This window comes from Halarchaeum nitratireducens (genome assembly GCF_014647155.1).
Lineage (GTDB): Archaea > Halobacteriota > Halobacteria > Halobacteriales > Halobacteriaceae > Halarchaeum > Halarchaeum nitratireducens.
In genome coordinates this window covers 104,777-122,527 of the sequence record NZ_BMOQ01000006.1, presented here as the reverse complement: position 1 = coordinate 122,527, position 17,751 = coordinate 104,777, and the positions used below count along the sequence as shown (strand labels likewise).

Sequence of the window (17,751 nt, the reverse complement as noted above, 5' to 3'; positions counted from 1 at the left end):
TGTTCTCTCAGTGGTCAGTGTTCGTTGCGAGGTCCGCGAGCGCGTCCGCGAGCACGGCCGTCGCGGTGGTGCAGTCCGCCCAGTCCGCGCGCTCCTTCGGCGAGTGCGAGTGGCCGTTCTCGGACGCGACGAACAGGAGCGCCGCGTCGGTGACGTCGGCGACCTGCATCGTGTCGTGGCCGGCGCCGGAGTGGACGGCCGCCGTCTCGACGCCGCGTGCGCGCGCCGCGTCCGCGACGGTCCGCCGGCAGCGTTCGGAGAGCGTGGTCGGCGGGACGTCGTAGTCGCAGTCGAACGTCGTCCCGACGCCGCGCTCGGCTTCGATGTCCTCGAGTGCGCGCTTCACGGCGTCGAGCTGCGTCCGTATCTCCGGGCGCTCGACCGACCGGAGGTCGAGGCGGAGCGAGACCGCACCGGGGACGACGTTGACGGTGTTCGGCTCGACGTCGAGGCGGCCGACGGTGCCGACGGCGGTGCCGCTCCCGTCCGCGGCGGCGTCCGTCGCACGCTCCTCGACCGCGAGTACGAGCTCGCTCGCCGCCGCGAGCGCGTCTCGGCGCTCGCCCATCCCCGTCGTCCCCGAGTGGTCGGCCTCGCCCTCGATGGTGACGTGGCAGCGCGCCGTCCCCGTGATGTCGGTGACGACGCCGAGCGGCACGCCCGCGTCGCGGAGGCGCGTGGTCTGCTCGATGTGGAGCTCGAGCCACGAGTCCCACGCGCCCGCGTCGAGTCGGCCGGTCCCCCGGTAGCCGGCCTCCGAGAGCGCGGCGTCGAGCGTGACGTCACCGTCCGAGAGCGCGAGCGTCTCCTCGACGCCGCGCTTCCCGCTCGCGACCGTCGAGCCGAGGACGCCGTCCGCGAAGCGCGTTCCCTCCTCGCCCGTGAAGCAGACGACGTCGAGTGGTCGCGACGGTGCGACCGCGCGGCGCTGGAGCGAGCGCACGGCCTCGAGGGCGGCGTAGACGCCGAGGACGCCGTCGAAGACGCCGCCGCGCGGCACCGAGTCGAGGTGGCTGCCGGCGGCGACGGGCGCAGCGTCCGGGTCCGCGCTCGGCGGTGTCCAGCGCCCCGCGATGTTCCCGACGGCGTCCACGCGCACGTCGAGGCCGGCGGCCTCCAGTCGCTCGACGAAGTAGTCGCGCGCCTGCGCGTTCGCCGCGTCCGCGGGGAGCGCCGTTCGGCCGCGTCCCGCCTCGGACTCGACCGCACCGAACGCGGCGGTTCGCTCCACGTCGCGCCGGAGCGCGTCGCCGTCGACGGCGCTCTCGACGTTCACGTGTTCCCTCCCCGCGCGCCCCACTCCGGGACGTCCCGTGCGCGGAACTCGCCGTAGCCGGGGTCGACCGTGACGCCGGACTCGTCGGCGACGCGTTCGCCCCGAACGTACGTCGCCGTCACGCGCCCGGTGACCTCGCGGCCCTCGTAGATCGAGTAATCTGCCTTCGAGGCGTTCTCCTCGGCCGTGATGGTGTACGACTCGTCGGGGTCGAAGACGACGAAGTCCGCGTCCGCGCCGACGGCGAGCCGACCCTTCTTCGGGAGGCCGAACGTCGCCGCCGGCTTCGCGCACATCGCGCGCACGAGAAACCCGTAGGAGTGCCCGCGCTCGTTGACGGCCTCGTCGTGGAAGACCGGGAGACTCGCTTGGAGGCCGTTCACGCCGAACGAGCACTCCCACCAGTCATCGACGGTCTTCTCCTCGCGCGTCGAGGCGACGTGGTCCGTCGAGACGACGTCGAGCGTCCCCTCGCGGAGGTACTCGAACATCGCGTCGACGTCGTCGGCGCGTCGAAGCGGCGGCGACTGGAGCGCGAGCGTCCCCCGCTCGGCGTACGCGTCCTCGGTGAGCGTCGCGTAGTGCGTGCAGGTCTCCCCACGGAACTGACTGCCGTCCTCTCGGACGGCCGCGAGCTCCGCCGCGGCCGCGCGCGAGGACGTGTGGATGCCGTAGTACTTGCAGCCGGTCGCGTCGGCGAGCGTGACCGCGTCCGCGAGCGCCATCGCCTCCGCGTAGTCGGGGCGCGCGCCCGGGTAGTCCACCGGGTCGCCCCGCCCCTCGCGGCGCCGCTCTTCCCTGAGGGCCTCGCAGACGGCGGCGTCCTCGGTGTGGAGGACGGCGACCGCGTCGCGGTCGGCGAGCTCCTCGAACGCGAGCCGGAGGAAGCCGTTCGAGACGCCGATGTCGTAGGCGGTGAAGAACTTGACCGTCGGGACGCCGGCCTCGATGAGGGCATCGAACTCCTCGAACACGGACTCGTCCTCGGCCGTCACGGTCGCGTGGAGGCCGTAATCGACGTACGCGCCGCCGGCCTTGCGCTTCTGGCGCTCGATGGCGTCGAGTAGCGACCCCTCGTCCGCCCAGACGGAGCCGTCCGCGCCGTACTCGCGCTCGCCCGTCCACGTCTGCCACGCGAAGTTGATGACGGTGGTGACGCCACCGCGCGCCGCGGCGGCCGTCCCCGTCTCGTAGCTGTCGATGGAGTTGAAGCCGTCGACGTGGACGTGCGGGTCGACGACGCCCGGCATGACGAGGCGGCCGTCGACGTCGAGCGTCCGCTCGGCCGCCGGGAGTCGGTCCGGGTCACCGACCGCGACGATGGTTCCGTCGTCGACCGCGAACCCCGCCTCGCGGAGGCCATCCACCGTCGCGAGCGTCCCGCCGACGACGGTCAGGTCGACGCTCACGACGCGTCCCCCGGCGTGGTGTTCGCGGCGTCGAGCAACGCGTCGAAGCCGTCGGTGTCGTCGTCGTACGCGATGCAGTTGACCGCTACGTCGTTCACGTGTCGTGTGTCTGGCTGGCGCATCGAGCAGTCCTCGGTGGCGTGTGGACAGCGCGGGTGGAGGCGACAGCCCGACGGGACGTCCCGTGGGCTCGGCACCTCGCCGCGCAGCGGTTCGCTCTCCGGTCTGTACGCTTCGTCGGCCGCCGACGTCACGGGAATCGAGGAGAGGAGCGCACGCGTATAGGGATGGCGGGGGGACTCGAAGAGTTCTTCGGTCGGCCCTTGCTCTTGGATCTCCCCGAGGTACATCACGGCCGTCTCGTCCGCGAAGTTCCGGACGAGCGAGAGGTCGTGCGTGATGAAGAGGTAGGTGAGGCCGAGTTCCTCTTGCAGGTCCGCGAGCAGGTCGACGATCTTCGCCTGCACCGAGACGTCGAGCGCGCTCGTCGGCTCGTCGAGCAACAGGAGCTGTGGCTCGACGGCGAGCGCTCGCGCGATGTTCACGCGCTGCTTCTGGCCGCCGCTCAGCTCGTGGGGGTACTTGCGGAGGTACTCGTCCGTGAGGCCGACGCGTTCGAGCATCTCGCTCACGCGCGCCTCGCGCTCCTCGCGCGGGACGCCCGTCGCCTTCAGCGGGACGAGCAGCGTCTTCCGAATCGTCCGCCGCGGGTTCAGACACGACGTCGGGTCCTGGAAGACGAGCTGGATCTCCGAGCGAATCGTCTCCACCTGCCGGCGGATCGGGTTCGTGATGTCCTCGCCCTGATAGCGGATGAGGCCGTCCGTGGTCTCGTGGATGTCGATGATGGTCTTCGCGACCGTCGACTTCCCGCTCCCGGACTCGCCGATGAGCGCGAGCGTCTCGCCCTCGTCGATGCTGAACGAGACGCCGTCGACCGCCTTCGCCGGCGGCTCGTCCGTGAGCCAGCCGTCCGACGCGAAGTGCTTCTTCAGGTTCTTCACTTCGAGGACGGGCGCGCTCATCGCTCCACCTCCGACTCCGCGCGCTCGTCGTCCGCCATCAGTCGGCGCTTCGTCTCCGCGATCGTCGGCGTCGGGCCGCCGTCGACGTGGCGCACGCAGACCGCGTGCGCTTCCTCACCGAAGTCGGTACGCGGCGGCGCCGCGCTCCGGCAGTCGTCGTCCGCGTACGGACAGCGCGGGTGGAAGCGACACCCCGAGGGCGGGTCGGTGTACTCGGGCACCGAGCCGTCGATTCCGCCCGCCATCGGCTCGCCGGAGAGCCGGGGGATGGACGCGATGAGGCCCTGCGTGTACGGATGGCGGGCCTCGGTGAATATCTCCTCTGTCGGCGCCGACTCGACGATGCGGCCGCCGTACATGATGTATATCCGGTCGCTGATCTGGCGCGCGACGCCGAGGTTGTGCGTGATCATCAGGACGCTCATGTCGCGCTCGGCGATGACGTCCGTGAGGAGCGAGAGGATTCTGTCGTGGACGGTGACGTCGAGCGCGGAACCGGGCTCGTCGGCGATGAGGAGGTCCGGCTCGTTGAGGAGCGCCTGCGCGATGAGCGCACGCTGGCGCATCCCGCCGGAGAGCTCCGACGGATAGCTGTCGATGACGGCCTCCGGGTCGGGCATCTGCACCTCGCGGAGCATCTCGAGAACGCGCTCACGCGCCGCCGCCCGCTCCGAGCCCGAGTGCCGCCGGCGGAGGTAGGAGAGCAGCCCCGCGTCGTCGCTCCCACCGAACTGCGCGGTGTCCGTGAGCTGCTCACCGACGGTGAAGACGGGGTTCAGACTCGAGAGCGGGTTCTGCGAGACCATCCCGAGGCGGTCGCCGTTCAGGTCCTCGCGCTCCGCCTCGGAGAGCTCGCGCAAGTCCATTCCGTCGAACTCGACGTCGCCCTCGACGTGCGCGGGCGGCTCGTCGAGCAGGCCGGTGATGGCCTTCGTCGTCACCGACTTCCCGCAGCCGGTCTCACCGACTATCGTCACGACCTCGCCGCGCTCGACGTGGAGGTCGACGTCGCCGACGACGTCCGCGTAGCCGTCGAACCCCTCGAAGCCCACGGAGAGGCCGCTGACGTCGAGGAGGGCGTCGTCGCTCACTGTTCCACCTCCACGTCGAAGAGGTCACGCAAGCCGTCCCCGAGCATGTTGAACCCGATCACGAGGACGAAGATGGCGAACCCGGGGAAGACGCTGATCCACCATTTGCCCGGCAGGTACTGCGTCCCGTTCGCGACCATCGTCCCGAGACCGGGCTGTGGCGGCTGGACGCCGAGCCCGATGAACGAGAGCGACGCGCCCGTGAGGATGACGATGCCGGCGTCCAGCGTCACCTTCACGAGGATCGGCGAGAGGCAGTTCGGGAGTATCTCGCGAAAGAGCACGTGGGGCGTGCCCGCGCCCGCGAGCTCCGCGGCCTGCACGTACTCCTCGTCGCGTTGGCCAGCCGCGAGTCCGCGCGCGAGGCGGGCGTACCACGTCCACCAGAGCGACGCGACCGCGAACATCGCGACTTCGAGCGTCGGCTCGAACGCCGACGCGATGGCGAGCGCGAGCACGAGCGGCGGGAGCGCGAGGAAGGTGTCCGTCACGCGCATGATCACCGTGTCGACCCAGCCGCCGGTGTAGCCGGCGACGAGGCCGAGCAGCACGCCGACGGGGACGCCGATTCCGAGCACGACCGCGACGAGTAGCAGCGAGATGCGGTAGCCGTAGATGACGCGCGTGAGGATGTCGCGGCCGGCGCTGTCCGTCCCGAACGGGTGAGCGACCGTCGGGGGCTGGTAGGCGTTCGCGAAGTCGGTGAAGGAGCCGACCTGTGCCGGGTAGGGCGCGACGTACGGCGCGAAGACAGCGGCGAGCACGACGACGGTGACGATGCCGAGCCCGACCATGCTCATCGGCTGGTTCGCGAAGCGGCGATACGACCGGTACCAGAGTTCGCGTCTCGCCGGGGAAACAAGCCGGTCGAGGGCGTGTGAGTGGTCGGTGTCAGTGCTCATGTCGTATCACCCGTGAGGTCGATGCGGGGGTCGAGGACAGCCATGACGACGTCGACGAGGAAGTTCACGGTGACGAACGCGACGCCGATGAGCATCGTCACGCCGACGACGGCGTTCACGTCCGAGGTGAGGACGGACTGGACGCCGTACTTCGCGACGCCCGGCCACGAGTAGACGATTTCGATGATGAACGCGCCGCTGAGGAGCCACGCGTACTGGAGTCCGAGGATCGTCAGCGTCGGCACGAACGCGTTCTTCAGCGTGTACTTGTGCGTCACCATCCACGACGGCAGTCCGAAGCCGCGCGAGGCCACGATGTAGTCCTTGCCCTCGACGTCGATCATGCTCGAGCGCGTGATGCGGATGACCTGCCCCATCCCGCTGAACGACAGCGCGAGCGCGGGTAGCAGCAGGTGACCCCAGACGTCGACGTGTGCCGCGAACGCGCCGGCGAGCAGGGTGTCGAGCAGGTAGAAGCCCGTGACGCGCGTGAACTCGGCGGCGGCCGCCGAGGAGACGCGGCCCGTGATCGGGAACCACTGGAGGAAGTAGCCGAAGGCGAGCTGGAAGAGGATGCCGATGAAGAAGCTCGGCACGCTCACCGTCGAGAACGCGAACACGCGCGTGAGGTTGTCGAGGCGTCCGCCGTGGTTGACGGCGGCGAGCACGCCGAGCGGCACGCCGAGACCCACCATGAGCGCGAACGCGACGGTGATGAGTTCGAGCGTCGCCGGGAGCTTGAACATGAGGTCCTGCACGACGGGGTTCTTCGTCTGGAGGCTCTGCCCGAGGTCGCCGACGAGCAGGCGGCGCATGTAGTCGGCGTACTGGAGGGGCAGGGGCTCGTTCAGCCCCATCTCGGCGGCGAGGCGCTGGACCTGCTCCTCGCTCGCCATCGCGCCGAGCGCCATCCGCGCGGGGTTCCCCGGTAAGACGCGCGAGATGACGAAGATGAGGACGGACAGCCCGAGCAGGCTGACGACCATCCCCGAGAGGCGTTGTGCGACCTGCTTCGGGTCGATCATTCGGTCGCGTGGAGGTCACGGAAGGTGTACTCGAAGCCCTGTGCCGGGCGGAGCGTGAGCCCCTCGACGTCGTTCTGGAAACCGATGGTCTTCACCGTGTGGTAGAGGTGCATGTCACAGTAGAGCTCGGCGAGAACGCTCTGGAGCTCCCCGTAGATCTCGACGCGCTCCTCGCGGTTCGGCGTCCGGCGCGCCTCCTCGATGAGCGAATTCACCTGCTCGTTGTCGAGGTGCTCCATGCTCATCCACGTGTTCGCGGCCTCCGAGTGGAACTGGTTGTAAAACATCGAGTCCGCCGAGGGGTACGTCGGGACGTAGAACACCTGACTGGTGTGGGGCGTCTTCTCCGGCGTCGTCGCGAGCTCGGTGATCGTCCCCCACGTCTGCGGGTTCAACTCGACGTCGATGCCGATGTCCGCCATGTTGTCCTTGAAGAGGAGCGCGATGCGCTCCTGGAAGGCGTAGGAGGACGTGAACGTGTTCGTGATCGTGATGTCGCCCTCGGTGTAGCCGGCGTCCTCGAGCACCCGCTTCGCGCGCTCGGGGTCGTAGGACGGCTGGAGGACGTCCTCCTTGTGCGCGCCCCACGTCGGTGGGAGCGGCCCCTGCGCTTTCTGCATGTCGGGGCGGATATCCTTGACGACCTGCTCGTAGTCGAAGCCCCACGCGATGGCCTCGCGGACGGCCGGGTCGTCCGTCGGCGGCTTCTGCGTGTTGATCTTGTTGTAGAGCAGGCCGAACGTCGGAATCTTCTCGACGCGGGCGTGGTCCATCTCCTCGATGGCGCCGTACGTCTGGGAGCTCTGATACTGGCCGGTCATGTCCAGCGTCCCGTTCTTCATCCGGGTGAGGACGGTCGAGTTCTCGGTGATGATCTCGACGTCCACCGTCTCGAACGCCCCGTCGGGGAAGCTCTCGAAGTGGTCGTCGTACCTGGAGAAGGTGATGCCAGTGCCGCGCGTGAAGTCCTTGAGCGCGTACGCGCCGGACCCGGCGTCGTTGTCGTTGATGAACGCCTGTCCGTAGTCGCCGCGCTCGCCGTAGTCACCGTCTTCGAGGTTGTTCATCACGAGCTCCTCGTCGACAACGAAGACGAGGACGAGGATGGAGAGGAACGGCGTGTACGGCCGGTCGAGCTCGAACGTGATGGTTCGCTCGTCCTCGACGGTGATGTTCTCCGGCGCGAGCACGCCGGTCAGGAGCGAGGAGTAGCCCTGGCCGAGGTCCATGAAGCGCTCGACGGTGAACTTCACGTCCTCGGCGCTGACCGGGTTCCCGCTGTGGAAGGTGGCGTCGTCGCGGAGCGTGAACGTGTACGTCGTGCCGTCCTCTGAGACCGACCAGTCGCTCGCGAGGTGCGGCTGGATCTCCCCTTCGCTGTCCGGGAACACGAGCGGGTCGTAGAGGTTGACGAGCGCCATCGCCTGCACGTAGTCCGTGCCCTTCGCGGGGTCGATGGTGCCGAGGCGCTGGGAGATGTTCGCCGTGAGCGTCGAGCCGCTCTGCGACGTCGTCGTTCCGTCGCCAGTCGCGGTGTCGGACGACGTGTCCTCGGCGTCGCTCGAACAGCCCGCGAGGCCGGCGGCACCGACCGCACCGAGCCCGGCGAGGAAGTCACGCCGCGAGCCCCGCGACGTCAGGTCGCGCGGATCGATCCGGCCGCCGTCTCTACCGCCGCTCATCTCTCCGTCCCCACTATTCCGATCGGTGCAGCTGTCCGCGTATCAGATGCGGATTGTTCATCATTATGCCCAAATACTTCGACGATTGACTTCGTTCTGAACACATTAGACCACTTTCTACCAATAGTTGAAAAGTCTTACGCAGCGTCTGTCCCCCCACTCTCCTGGCTGTGTAGTCACCCGGTTCCCGATCGGAGAATCCGTCTCTCGTATACTGCGGATCACGCGCTCGACTGTCCCCCTGAACACGTCACCGTTCACATATCTCGGACCGAAGAGCGGACCGCTGATGACTCTGCGTCTGGACCCCATTCTACTTCGAGGTGTTTTTCTAACACTCCAGATAACCGCCTGTTTGTTTCGAACTCATTGAGATACGGTTGAAATAGCCGAACATTGATGTGGGTAGAGGCGTTCGAGTGGAATATGACCGCGGGTGATACGGATGACAGCCCACGAACGCTGAAGACCGTCTCAGTGGCAGCGGACGTCGTCGAGGCCGTGCGCGAGCACGGGAGCGTCGGCGTCACGGAACTGGCTGATCTCCTCGATCTCTCGAAGAGCACGGCCTACATCCACCTCAAGACACTCGAGAAGAACGGCTTTCTCGTCCAGCGCGACGGCGAGTACGAGATCGCGTTCAAGTTCTTCGTGATCGGTGAGTACGCCCGTCACCGGAGTCCGCTCTACCGCTACGGGAAGCCCGAGGTAGACGAACTCGCCGAGGAAACCGGCCAGTACACGCACATCGTCACCGAGGAGAACGGCTTCGGGATCAACCTCTATCAGGTGAAGGGGGAGACGAGCATCAGCGACGACTACCAGTCCGAGAAGCCCCAGCACCGCGACCACCTCCACTATACGGCGTCCGGGAAGGCGATCCTCGCCTACCTCCCCCGCGATCGTGTCGAGGAGATCGTCGAGAGCCACGGCCTTCCCGCGCGCACGGACAACACTATTACGAACCCCGACGACCTGTTCGCGGAACTCGAGGCGATCCGCGAGCGCGGCTACGCGTACAACGACGGTGAAGAAATCGAGGGGTTCCGCGCGATCGGTGCGCCGATCCGCAACCCGAAAGGGGAGGTGCTCGGGTCGCTCAGTGTCTCCGGTCCAGCGAGCTTCATGCGCGACGAGCGCTTTCACGAGGACCTCCCGGAGCGCATCACCCGCGCCGTGAACGTCATCGAGGTCAGTCTGAACATGAATAGCCACGCCTGAGAACCGTTTGCAATGTCCGAACGGCTCGACGCGGCTGGTGTCCGGACTCTATTACAAATATATCTGTGTAAACCCACCGTATCACACCGACCGTGAGAGCTAGTGACACAACAGCGGACGATATCTCCACCGACGCTCGCCGCGAATACGCGGGACAGCGTCGCGTTCGTGCATTGCGAACACCTGATCGCGCTCGGGGGAACGCGACCGTTAGCCTCTCGATACCTCGGCATCGCCTTTTCTACTGCTCGAACCGTCCCGTGACCGATATCGAATGCTCTGCGGTAATTCGTTGTCTGAACGTTTTCGTCTATTCGATATCTTGTCTTTTATCCAAAGTTTTAATCCGATCTAGCTCCACGCATGAGGAGTCATGGATGGAAACGACGGTTCGGCCGGCACCGTTTCGGTTCGAGTCAACGGTGAACCGGTGACTCTCGCCGCCGAGCGCGGTGAGACGCTCATCGAGAGCCTGCGGAACGCCGGCCACTACGAGGTGAAGAACGGCTGCGACGAGGGTGTCTGCGGGTCGTGCAACGTCCTCTGCGACGGGGAGTTAACGCGTGCGTGTCTCACACCGGCGTCGCGCTGCGACGGCGCGGACGTCACGACGGTGAAGGGGCTCCTCGACGACGATAACGGCCTCCACGCGCTCCAAGAGGAGTTCCTCGAACACGGCGCGGCCCAGTGTGGTTTCTGTATTCCCGGCGTCCTCGTCGCCGCCTATCACCTCCTCCAGCGGACTACCGATCCGAGCGACGCCGAGATCGCTGACGCCCTGAGCGGGAACGTCTGTCGCTGCACGGGCTACGCCCAGCAGATCGAGGCGATCCGTGATGCGGCCACCCGACTCGACCGGGCGGAGCCGATGGAGGTCGAACGGTGACGTCACCCGACAACGCGGCCGACGCCCACGCTCCCGTCGGCGAGAGCGTCGAGAAGGTCGACGGCTGGGGGCTCGTCACCGGGAACGCGCGCTACACCGACGACGTCCCGACCGAGAACGCGCTCGCGGGACACGTCCTCCGTAGCCCGCACGCCCACGCCCGTATCGAGTCGATCGACACCGATACCGCGGAAGCTATCCCGGGCGTGCGGGCCGTCCTCACTCACGAGGACGTCCCGGCGGGGCGATTCACGCGTACCGGCTTCCCCTATCCGGCGCCCGCGCCGTTCGACGAACGCGTGTTGAACGAGACGGTGCGCTTCGTCGGTGAGCCCGTCGCCGCCGTGGCCGCGCGGACCCCCGAAGCCGCCGAGCGCGCCGTCGACGCCATCGACGTCGAGTACGACGTCCGTAAGGCCGTCTTCGACGCGGACGCCGCGATGGAGCCGGACGCACCGACGATTCACCCTGACGAGTACGAGAACGAGCAGGACGGCGCGGACCCCGAGCGGAACGTCGTCTGCGCGGCCCGCCACGAGGAAGGGGACCTCGAGGCCGGCTTCGAGGAGGCGGACGCCGTCGTCGAACGAGAGTACGAGACGCAGGTCGTCCAACACCTCCCGCTCGAGGTGAACACGGCGATCGCGTGGATCGACGAACGCGAACGTCTCACTCTTCGGACGACGACGCAGGTCTCGCACATCTGTCGAGACACCATCGCGCGTGCCTTCGACCTGAACCGGACGGACGTCCGCGTCATCAAGCCCCGCGTCGGCGGCGGGTTCGGCGTCAGACAGGACGTCCTCCCGGTCCAGTTCCTCGCGGCCGCGCTCGCGCTCGAGACCGGCGAGAAGGTCCGCCTCCGAAACGAGCGTTCGGAGGACCTCCACGCCTCCCAGACCCGCCACGCCCAGGACGTCACAGTCAAGACCGGTGTCCGCGACGACGGCACGATCACCGCGATGCACGTCGACGTCACCTCGAACACGGGCGCGTACGGCTGTCACGGCTTCGCAGTGCTCTCGAACGCCGCGCACGAGCCGATGTCGCTCTACCCCTGCGAGAACCGGCTGTTCACCGGACGTGCGGTCTACACGAACGTCACGCCCGGCGGTGCGATGCGCGGCTACGGCGCCGTCCAGGGGACGTTCGGCATCGAGAGCCACGTGGACGAGGTCGCCGACGCGATCGGGATGGACCCCGTCGAGCTCAGGCGGCACAACCTCGTTCAGGCGGGCGACGAGAGCTTCGAGCCGGAGTTCAGCGAGAGCAAACGCCGCCTCGAGTCCGTCGGCGTCGGCGATTGCCTCGATCGCGTCTGCGACGCCGTCGACTGGGACGACGGCCCCGACGAGCCCGACGATGAGCGCTACCAGCGCGGCTACGGCGTCGCGCTCTCCATGGCGAAGTCGGGCGTGCCGAGCAGCGAGTTCGCCCGCGCGCACGTCACGCTCGAGACGGACGGCACGCTCACCGTCCGCGTCGGCATCGGCGACACCGGCCAGGGCTCGGAGACCGTGATGGCCCAGATCGCCGCCGGCGTCTTCGGCCTCGATGTCGACTCCGTCCACGTGACGGCCGACGACACCGACGCGACGCCGTGGGACAACGGTGCGTACGCGAGCAGCACCACGTACGTGAGCGGGAACGCCACCGAGAAGGCCGCACGCGACCTCGCAGTGCAGGTCCGCGACCTCGCCGCCGAGCGCTTCGACGTTCCCGCGGACGCTATCGAGCTCGTCGAGGGCGACCTCCGACTCCCGAGTGGTGAGTCGCTGTCGCTCGGCCAGTTCGCAGAGGAAGCGTTCATCGGGGAGGGGGGTCCGAAGCGTCGGCTCACCGCGAGCGGCCGGCACTTCACCGCGCTCTCGCCGAAGCCGTTCGCCGCGCAGCTCGCCGTCGTCGACGTCGACACCGAGACCGGCGAATTCGAGGTCGTCCGTCTCGCGAACGCCGTCGACTGCGGCACCGCGATCAACCCCGAAGGCGCGCGCGGACAGGTGATCGGCGGCGCCGTCATGGGGCTCGGTCAAGCCGTCTCCGAGGAGCTCTCGGTCGACGCGGAAGGCGTCCCCGAGCACCGCGGCCTCCGCGACTACGAGGTGATTCACGCGCCCGACCTCCCCGATCTCGACGTCGAGTTGGTCGAGACGCACGAGCCCACGGGGCCGTTCGGCGCGAAGAGCGTCGGCGAGGTCTCCGTCCTCGGACCCGCACCCGCGATCGCGAACGCCGTCCGCGACGCCGTCGGCGTCCGAATCGACGACCTCCCAGTCACGCCCGCGAAGGTCTGGGCCGGCATGGAGGGGGAGCCCTAGATGCCTGCACGCTACGCTGGTGAACGCGTCCGCGCGACCTCGGTCGCGGAAGCGCTCGACCTCCTCGCCGCTACCCGCGACGCGAGCGTGATCGCGGGCGGCTACAGCCTCCTCCCCGAGTTGAAAGACGGCGTCGAGTCGCCGGATCGGCTCGTCGATATCGCGGGACTCGACGAACTGTCCGGGATCACGCGTGGCGACGACGAGACGCGCGTCGGCGCGCTGACGACGCATGCCGAAATCGCGGATTCGGCGGCGGTCCGCACACACGCTCGCGCGCTCGCGCTCGCCACGTCTTCGGTCGGAGATCGCCAGGCGAAACACCAGGGGACGATCGCCGGGAACCTCGTGTTCGCCGACCAGAAGTACGACGCACCCGCGGCGTTCCTCGCGCTCGGCGGCCGCATCACCGCCCGCAGTCTCGACGGGACACGGACGATCGACGCGGACGACTGGTTCCGCGATTCGGGGCACACGGCGCTCGACGACGACGAACTCGCCACCGAGGTCGTGCTCCCCGACGCCGATCGGAGCGGCTACATCCGCACCTCCGAGTACTCCGGGTACGCGGTCGTGAGCGTCGCCGTCGCGCTCGACGTCGCGGACGGCACCGTGATGTCCGCCCGCGTCGCGGCGAACGGTGCGAGAGCGTATCCGATCCGTCTCTCCGCGGTCGAGGCGCGCCTCGTCGGTGCGCCCCTGCACGATCTCCCCGCGGCGGATGCAGCTGACGCCGCGCTTGCGGACGTCGATCCCGCGTCGCTCGTCGTCGACGACGCGGCCGCCGGGCGCTATCGGCGCCGCCTCGTCCGCTCGTACTGTCGTCGGGCACTCGAAGACGCGGTGGGGGTCCGTGAGCGATGACGGGACCAGCGACCGATCCGTGGAGTGCGACGCAGCGCACCATTCGGACGTCGATGCGCGAGCACGTCGACGCGGCTGCGGACGCCGCCGTCGCGACCGTCGTCCACGTCGAGGGCTCCGGATACCGGCGCCCGGGCGCGCGGATGGTCGTCGACCCGGACGGCGACAGTCACGGCGCCGTCACGGCCGGCTGCCTCGAGGACTCCGTCGTCGACGCCGCCCGCCGGACGATCGACGACGGACGCTCCCGTCTCCACACCTACGACCTCCGCGACGACGATGCCGATATCTGGGGCCTCGGGCTCGGCTGTAACGGGGTCGTCGACGTCCTCGTTGAGCCGCTCGACACGAGCTTCACGCCCGTACTCGACGCACTCGACGCCAACCGTCCCGTGACGGTATTCACCGTGGTCGCGTCTTCCGATCCTGCACTCGCCGTCGGCGACCGGCATATCGTCGGCCACGATACCGTATCGACGGCCCGCGACCCGCTTCCCGACACCGTCGTCGAACCCGTCGCGTCACGTCTCGACGACGCGACCGAGGACGTGGCGGTCACTACCGACGTCGAGACGGCAGCCGGCACGGCTCGCGTCTTCGCGAACCGCCTGCTACCCGCGCCCGAACTGCTCGTCTTCGGCGGCCAGCCAGACGTGAACCCCGTCACGTCGCTCGCCGCCCGCACCGGTTTCCGCGTCCGAGTCGCGACCGCCCGCGGCGCGTGGGCCGACGCCGATCGATTCCCAAGCGCGGACGACGTCGTCTCGACGCGGCCCGCCGACCTCGATGCCGTCGTCGACGTGCCCGAACACACGTACGCCGTCCTCATGTCACACAACGCTCTTGACGATCGACTCGCACTCGACGCCCTCCTCGACACCGACGTCCCCTACGTCGGCGTGCTCGGGCCGCGCTCGCGCTTCCGTGAACTCCGTGAGGCGATGGATCGGTCGCTTACCGCGGCCGACGAAGCGCGGATCGCCGCGCCCTGTGGGCTCGATCTCGGTGGCGACGAGCCGACTGCGATCGGCTTCAGCATCGTCAGCGAACTCCTCGCCGTCCACAACGACCGCAGTGGTGGCCGGCTCGTCGAGCGCCCTGGTCCGATCCACGAGCGCCCCGAGATCACGTGAGCGCGATCGGCGTCCTCCTCGCGGCCGGCACCGGCTCACGCTTCGAGGACGGAAACAAGCTCCGCCGGACGGTCGCCGGCGAGCCGATCGTCCGACGGGCCGCCCGCCGTCTCCGTGCCTCGCCGGTCGACGAGACCGTCGTCGTCCTCGGCCACGACGCCGAGCGAGTGCGTGCGGCGCTCGAGCCGGTCACCGATCACGTGACGATCGTCCGGAACGAGCGGTACCACGTCGGCCAGAGCACTTCCGCACGTCGCGGTGCCCGCGTCGCGCTCGACCGCGAGTGCGAACGCGCCCTGTTCGCGCTCGGCGACATGCCGTGGGTCGAGTCCCCGACGTACGCCCGTCTCCTCGACGCCGCCACGGACACCGACGCGCCCATCACCGTCCCAGTCACCGACGGACGGCGCGGGAATCCGGTCGTCTTCGACGCGCGCGCCCTCCGCTCGTTCGACGCGCTCAGCGGCGATGTCGGCGGCCGGTCCCTCTTCGACTCCTCGACCGTCGCTCGGGTGGCCGTCGACGACCCCGGAATCCACGCCGATGTCGATACAGTCGCCGACCTCGATCGATGACGTCCGGGATGCCGACAGCTTGGGTCGCTCGTCACGTCCGTGCGTCGAGCAGTCCGGGCGACTGGTCGACACGCCGATCTCCCGGCTCCGTCTCGACCCGGATCCGGTCGGTCGCAGATGTCGCCGACGGAATGACCACCCACCAGAAAGAATTGCAAATATGAAACAATACTAATCGGTCCGATATCGATCTCCGTCGCGCAGTTGCACCGTCCTCGACCGACCACCCAGACGACCGATTATTGCCCTAAATAGCCAGATACGTCGATTTCGGTCTCGAACTGCTCGTCTCGGCCGACTCGATTCCGGACGCCGATATATCGACGGAACACGGCGACGATCGGGCGAGTATACCGACTTTGCCGGCCGTATACGGCACGGGATCGTCGACTCGCTTGTCGAATCGAGCCGAGCCGTAGCCGTCGGTCCGTTGGATCGATCGCTCGCGGTAGAAATGCTTTTACCTAACAAGACTGTCGCCGAGGACGAGCCCATGTCCGCGAGTGGCGCCGATCGAGCGTGGCGCGGTCCGGTCCTCGCGCGGTGTGCGGCGTGGCTCGTCATCAAGCGGAAGCTCCGCGACCACGGCGTGAAAGACGTCACCGATCGCGAGCTCGACGACGCGATCGCCCGGACTATTCCCGACGTCACCGACTTGATCGTCGAGAAGATCCTCGACGCGCGCCGCCGGAAGTTCGAGGACGACTGATCACTCGACTCCGACCGGTCGACGCCCATCTCCTCGCCTCGACACGCCCGACCCTTCTGCGGGTTCCGCCGTGCCGCGAGAGTTTAAGTTAGTACGCCGCGTATACGGAGGCATGTGCATCTACTGTGGCGCCGTCTACGACGGGGGGTGGGGACAGTTACTCGAGTACGACGACCTCTACCAGGAGGCGATGGTCGGCGAGTCGACGTCGACGCACGGCTTTCAGGAGTCCTGGGACGACCTGCGCGAGGAACTCGACGTTTAGAGACGAGCCGTCTCGACGGGATGTCCACGACGCGGGTCGTACCAGCGCTTACAACGGGAACGGATACGTCACGGGGGATTCGTCGTCCGCGCACAGCGCCTCATCGAGCTCTGCCCGGAGGCGACGTTCGTCCAGCTCACGGCCGATGAAGACGAGTCGCGTCTCGCGCTCGTCGTCGTCCCACGCGCCGAGCGGGCCGGCCTGTACCGCGGTGCCGGCCTGACTAACGCCGAGGACGTCCTCGGAGCCGGCGACGTGGCAGAATCCCTTCGCGCGAATCACTTCGGGGTCGGGATCGTCGAGCCAGGCGGCGAGACGATCGGGGTGAAACGGGCGCTCGCTCCGGTAGACGAACGAGGAGACGCCGTGGTGCTCGGCAGCGCTCTCGCCGTCGTGCGCGTGTCCGCCCTCACCGGCGGCGTGTCGTTTCCACCCCTGCGAGCGTGACACCTCGGCGTAGTCGAAACGCCCCGTGTCGAGGACTCGGCCCGGATCGATCTCCGAGTGCGTGGTGCGTACGACCTCGGCGCGCGGTTGGAGCTCGCGGACGACCGCCTCGATCTCGTCGAGGGTATCGCCGGGCACCATGTCGCACTTGTTGAGCAGGAGGACGTCGCAGAACTCCACGGATTCGACGAGCACCTCGCTGAGCGGGCGCTCGTCGTCGCCGGCGTCCGCGCCAGCGGGGAGAGTCGCGCCGGCGTCGAATTCCTTCCAGAACCCGTAGCTGTCGAGCACCGTCACCATCGTGTCGAGCTCGAAGTGCTCGGCGGGATCGACGTCGCTCTCGTCGGTGCCCTCGAGGAAGACCCGCGCGACGGGGACGGGTTCGCTGATGCCCGAGGACTCGACGAGGAGGTAGTCGAAGTCGCGTTCGTCGGCGAGCCGTTGGGCCTCGGTGAGCAGGTCGTCTTGGAGTCGACAGCAGATACAGCCGTTGGAGAGGTCGACGACGCCGCGTTCCTCGTCGCGGTCGGCGACGAGCTCGGCGTCGACGTTGACGTCGCCCATGTCGTTGACGATCACCGCCACCTCGTACCCCTGCTGATTTGCGAGGACGTGATTGACCAGCGTCGTCTTTCCCGCGCCGAGGGTGCCGCTCACGATCGTCACCGGAATGGGACCCGTCATCACGAACGTCGTACACGGCGGCCGCGCTAAAAGGTTCGCCCACGGACTCGCCGTTCGGGACGCCGGTGTCCGACGGCGCGGGGACGACCTCCGCGCCCGGGAACGGGTTTCCCGCTCTGTGTAGCGAGCCCGGAGACGGTTCGCTGCCGCCTCTAGTATAACTAAGCTACCTAAGTTAGCTAAGGTAGTTACGATACTCACGGTAGTTACGGTACATAACGTAGATAAAGTGGCTATTG

16 protein-coding genes are annotated in these 17,751 nt (G+C 68.0%); 8 read left to right on the top strand and 8 right to left on the bottom strand.

All coding sequences use genetic code 11. From position 1 onward, the window contains the following. Positions 1–7 precede the first annotated feature (7 nt). Genes IEX91_RS11440 through IEX91_RS11410 form a run of 7 tightly spaced genes read right to left on the bottom strand, consistent with a single transcriptional unit; the run spans position 8 to position 8,410 of the window. Positions 8–1,276, bottom strand: a complete 1,269-nt coding sequence (locus tag IEX91_RS11440; RefSeq protein WP_188879097.1) for a M20 family metallo-hydrolase — start codon at positions 1,274–1,276, stop codon at positions 8–10. Further along, on the bottom strand, positions 1,273–2,685 hold the full coding sequence (locus IEX91_RS11435) for a dihydroorotase (protein WP_188879095.1): 1,413 nt from the start codon (positions 2,683–2,685) through the stop codon (positions 1,273–1,275). Before IEX91_RS11435 ends, IEX91_RS11440 begins: the two co-directional genes overlap by 4 nt. Then, positions 2,682–3,710 carry an ABC transporter ATP-binding protein gene (locus IEX91_RS11430; protein WP_188879093.1) on the bottom strand — a complete coding sequence of 343 codons (1,029 nt, stop codon included), beginning with the start codon at positions 3,708–3,710 and terminating at the stop codon, positions 2,682–2,684. Before IEX91_RS11430 ends, IEX91_RS11435 begins: the two co-directional genes overlap by 4 nt. Continuing rightward, positions 3,707–4,801 carry an ABC transporter ATP-binding protein gene (locus IEX91_RS11425; RefSeq protein ID WP_188879092.1) on the bottom strand — a complete coding sequence of 365 codons (1,095 nt, stop codon included), beginning with the start codon at positions 4,799–4,801 and terminating at the stop codon, positions 3,707–3,709. Before IEX91_RS11425 ends, IEX91_RS11430 begins: the two co-directional genes overlap by 4 nt. Beyond that, entirely contained in the window at positions 4,798–5,703 is a 906-nt protein-coding gene (locus tag IEX91_RS11420; RefSeq protein WP_188879091.1) for an ABC transporter permease, read from the bottom strand. The genes IEX91_RS11425 and IEX91_RS11420 overlap by 4 nt, the downstream gene beginning before the upstream one ends. Beyond that, entirely contained in the window at positions 5,700–6,728 is a 1,029-nt protein-coding gene (locus IEX91_RS11415; protein ID WP_229772850.1) for an ABC transporter permease, read from the bottom strand. The genes IEX91_RS11420 and IEX91_RS11415 overlap by 4 nt, the downstream gene beginning before the upstream one ends. Further along, on the bottom strand, positions 6,725–8,410 hold the full coding sequence (locus IEX91_RS11410; RefSeq protein WP_188879090.1) for an ABC transporter substrate-binding protein: 1,686 nt from the start codon (positions 8,408–8,410) through the stop codon (positions 6,725–6,727). Before IEX91_RS11410 ends, IEX91_RS11415 begins: the two co-directional genes overlap by 4 nt. A 426-nt stretch (positions 8,411–8,836) precedes the next feature. On the opposite strand from IEX91_RS11410, the gene IEX91_RS11405 reads away from it, so the two are divergent. The 8 genes from IEX91_RS11405 to IEX91_RS11370 all read left to right on the top strand — a co-directional run bounded on the left by IEX91_RS11405 (position 8,837) and on the right by IEX91_RS11370 (position 16,381). Further along, positions 8,837–9,631 (top strand): IclR family transcriptional regulator, encoded by a 795-nt coding sequence (locus IEX91_RS11405; RefSeq protein WP_188879088.1) that lies wholly within the window; start codon positions 8,837–8,839, stop codon positions 9,629–9,631. A 373-nt stretch (positions 9,632–10,004) separates the two neighbouring features. Further along, on the top strand, positions 10,005–10,517 hold the full coding sequence (locus IEX91_RS11400; protein ID WP_188879087.1) for a (2Fe-2S)-binding protein: 513 nt from the start codon (positions 10,005–10,007) through the stop codon (positions 10,515–10,517). Beyond that, entirely contained in the window at positions 10,514–12,835 is a 2,322-nt protein-coding gene (locus tag IEX91_RS11395) for a xanthine dehydrogenase family protein molybdopterin-binding subunit (RefSeq protein WP_188879085.1), read from the top strand. Before IEX91_RS11400 ends, IEX91_RS11395 begins: the two co-directional genes overlap by 4 nt. After that, a complete protein-coding gene (locus IEX91_RS11390) occupies positions 12,836–13,699 on the top strand; it encodes an FAD binding domain-containing protein (protein WP_188879083.1) in 864 nt (287 codons plus the stop codon). Beyond that, complete coding sequence (locus IEX91_RS11385; protein WP_188879082.1) at positions 13,696–14,832, top strand: XdhC family protein; 1,137 nt, start codon at positions 13,696–13,698, stop codon at positions 14,830–14,832. The genes IEX91_RS11390 and IEX91_RS11385 overlap by 4 nt, the downstream gene beginning before the upstream one ends. Beyond that, complete coding sequence (locus IEX91_RS11380) at positions 14,829–15,407, top strand: nucleotidyltransferase family protein (protein ID WP_188879081.1); 579 nt, start codon at positions 14,829–14,831, stop codon at positions 15,405–15,407. Before IEX91_RS11385 ends, IEX91_RS11380 begins: the two co-directional genes overlap by 4 nt. Positions 15,408–15,900: 493 nt before the next feature. Further along, a complete protein-coding gene (locus IEX91_RS11375) occupies positions 15,901–16,116 on the top strand; it encodes a hypothetical protein (RefSeq protein ID WP_188879080.1) in 216 nt (71 codons plus the stop codon). 112 nt (positions 16,117–16,228) lie between these two features. Beyond that, positions 16,229–16,381: a hypothetical protein gene (locus tag IEX91_RS11370; protein ID WP_188879079.1), complete on the top strand. Its 153-nt coding sequence runs from the start codon at positions 16,229–16,231 to the stop codon at positions 16,379–16,381. A gap of 48 nt (positions 16,382–16,429) precedes the next feature. Here IEX91_RS11370 and IEX91_RS11365 read toward each other — a convergent pair whose 3' ends face one another. Beyond that, entirely contained in the window at positions 16,430–17,512 is a 1,083-nt protein-coding gene (locus IEX91_RS11365; protein WP_188879078.1) for a CobW family GTP-binding protein, read from the bottom strand. Positions 17,513–17,751: the final 239 nt, after the last annotated feature.